This window comes from Bacillus sp. C30 (genome assembly GCF_040838255.1).
Lineage (GTDB): Bacteria > Bacillota > Bacilli > Bacillales > Bacillaceae_G > Bacillus_A > Bacillus_A mycoides.
In genome coordinates this window covers 1-2807 of sequence record NZ_JBFPJH010000391.1, presented here as the reverse complement: position 1 = coordinate 2807, position 2807 = coordinate 1, and the positions used below count along the sequence as shown (strand labels likewise).

Genomic DNA, 2807 nt, shown 5'->3' with positions numbered 1-2807 from the left:
CCTGTTACATTAAAAGGTCATGATCAGTCACTTATTGCTCTTTTAAATGGTGATGTAGATGCAGCTGTTGTATTCCAAGATGCTCGCAATATTGTAAAAAAAGATTATCCGAATATATTCGATCAAACGAAAATAGTAAAATTTACGGAGAAAATTCCAAACGATACGATTTCTATACGTTCTGATTTAGATGCAGAGTGGAGCAAGAAATTACAGGATGCTTTCATTGAAATAGGAAAGAATGAGGAAGGGCACAAAATCATTAAAGAAGTATACTCACATGAAGGATACGTTAAATCTGATGATAGTAAATTTGATATCGTTCGTGAATATGGAAAGAAAGTGAAAACGCAATAATACATATGGAAATGGCGACTAACTGGAAAGTGTGTGATTTCAGTTAGTTTGCCGTTTTTCAGTTATTGATAATACATAGAAGGTAGGTAAGATGTGTGATAGAGTTTCGAAATGTTTCCAAAGTGTATCCGAATGGTACAAAAGGATTGAATAATATAAACTTGAAAATTCAAAAAGGTGAGTTTGTTGTAATGGTCGGGCTATCCGGTGCTGGAAAATCAACACTTCTCAGATCGGTAAATCGCCTTCATGAAATCACAGAAGGAGAAATCATTATTGAAGGGGAGTCTATTACTGCTGCAAAAGGAAAAGGATTACGACGCATGCGCCGAGATATTGGTATGATTTTTCAAAGCTTTAACCTTGTGAAGCGATCAACGGTACTGAAGAATGTATTAGCTGGGCGGGTTGGATATCATTCTACATTGCGTACAACGTTAGGTCTGTTTCCGAAAGAGGATGTGGAGCTTGCATTCCAGGCGCTGAATAGAGTGAATATCTCAGAAAAAGCATATGCACGAGCTGATGAATTATCAGGGGGACAACAGCAACGTGTATCAATTGCTAGAGCATTGGCACAAGAAGCGAAAATCATATTGGCAGATGAGCCTGTTGCTTCGTTAGATCCTCTGACAACAAAGCAAGTAATGGATGATTTGAAGAAAATTAATGAAGATTTTGGAATTACGACAATTGTAAACTTACATTCTATTGATTTAGCGAGGCAATATGCTACTCGTATTATTGGATTACATGCTGGTGAAATTGTTTTTGATGGATTAGTAGAAGAGGCAACGGATGAAAAATTCGCTGAAATTTATGGGGACGTAGCTCAGAAAAGCGCATTATTAGAGGTGGCAGCTAAATGAATGAAGTGACGATATATTCGAAATCGATACCGAAGCCGCCGAGTAAATTGAAACATATGTTAACGGTTATTTTAGTTATTTTACTGTTGTGGGGTAGTAGTGTACAGGTCGACGCATCATTTTCAAAACTAGTAGTTGGTTTTCCGAATATGATGGATTTATTGAAGGAAATGGTGCCACCAGATTGGAGTTATTTTCAAATTATTACAACAGCAATGTTAGATACAATACGTATGGCGATTATTGGAACGACTTTAGGGGCGATTTTAGCCATTCCACTTGCACTATTTGCGGCAAGTAATGTATTTACTAGTGTATTTTTGTACAGTCCAGCTCGATTGATTTTAAATTTTATACGAACAATACCAGATTTATTATTAGCGGCTATTTTTGTAGCGATTTTTGGAATAGGACCACTTCCAGGTATTTTGGCTCTTACTTGTTTCTCCGTTGGACTCGTAGCGAAATTATTGTATGAGTCAATTGAATCAATTGATCCAGGTCCATTAGAAGCAATGACAGCTGTAGGAGCGAATAAGGTGCAATGGATAGTTTATGGGGTCATTCCGCAAGTGAAAGCGCACTTCGTCTCCTATGTACTTTATACATTTGAGGTGAATGTACGTGCAGCAGCTGTTCTAGGTTTAGTAGGAGCAGGTGGGATTGGATTATATTATGATCGTACACTTGGATTTTTACAATATCAACAAACTGCTTCTATTATTATTTATACCCTTGTTGTTGTATTGCTAATTGATTATATAAGTACAGCGTTGCGGGAGAAATTATAATGAGTAAAACGATGATAATCATACCAAAACCGAAGAAACTGAGTGTAAATCGCTGGATTATTTTTATAGCACTTACAGTTGTATATGTATGGGCCTTTTCAGGAGTCCCGTTAGAGGGAATAAAGAATACGGCGGGAGAAATTACAAAAGCCATTATGACAGGCGTATTGAACCCAGATTGGTCGTATGTATCTTTGCCAGGTGGTGAAGATTTATTACACGGTTTAATTGATACGTTGGCAATTGCGATATTAGGTACATTTATTTCTGCTTTTTTATCTGTTCCATTTGCTTTTTGGGCGGCAACGAATATGAGTAGTGGAAAATTAACTTCAGGAACTGGGAAATTTGTACTTAGTTTTGTTCGTACATTTCCTGAATTAGTTATGGCTCTTTTATTTATAAAAGCTGTTGGTCCAGGCTCTTTTGCCGGAGTTCTAGCTTTAGGGTTACACTCTATCGGAATGTTAGGGAAACTATATTCGGAAGGAATTGAAAATATAGATAAGGGACCGACGGAAGCGTTAATAGCAACGGGTGCAAATCGGTTTCAAATACTTTGGTATGCCGTATTACCACAAGTGTTACCGGATTTTCTATCGTATACGTTATACAGGTTTGAAATTAATGTACGATCCGCTGCGATTTTAGGTGTTATTGGAGCAGGTGGTATTGGTACGCCATTAATTTTTGCACTTAGTTCACGTAATTGGTCTCGTGTGGGAATTATTTTATTAGGTATCATTTTAATGGTAATTATAATTGATTTTATTTCAAGTTCTATTCGTAA

Annotated in this window: 4 protein-coding genes; all 4 read left to right on the top strand. The window is 36.8% G+C overall.

Annotated features, from left to right (window positions below):
* On the top strand, positions 1-357 hold a 357-nt coding region (locus tag AB3X49_RS20730; protein WP_367964455.1), incomplete at its 5' end, for a phosphate/phosphite/phosphonate ABC transporter substrate-binding protein.
* Between the two features lie 95 nt (positions 358-452).
* A complete protein-coding gene (gene phnC / locus AB3X49_RS20725; protein WP_002033479.1) occupies positions 453-1226 on the top strand; it encodes a phosphonate ABC transporter ATP-binding protein in 774 nt (257 codons plus the stop codon).
* A complete protein-coding gene (phnE, locus tag AB3X49_RS20720; protein ID WP_367964453.1) occupies positions 1223-2017 on the top strand; it encodes a phosphonate ABC transporter, permease protein PhnE in 795 nt (264 codons plus the stop codon). Before phnC ends, phnE (AB3X49_RS20720) begins: the two co-directional genes overlap by 4 nt.
* Positions 2017-2807 (top strand): phosphonate ABC transporter, permease protein PhnE (gene phnE / locus AB3X49_RS20715; protein ID WP_367964451.1); only part of this gene is annotated, 791 nt, incomplete at its 3' end. The genes phnE (AB3X49_RS20720) and phnE (AB3X49_RS20715), both read left to right, overlap by 1 nt.

What these genes read in the sequence shown, in the direction of transcription:
- phnE (WP_367964453.1), top strand. Translation starts at nt 1,223, where the DNA reads ATGAATGAAGTGACGATATATTCGAAATCGATACCGAAGCCGCCGAGT.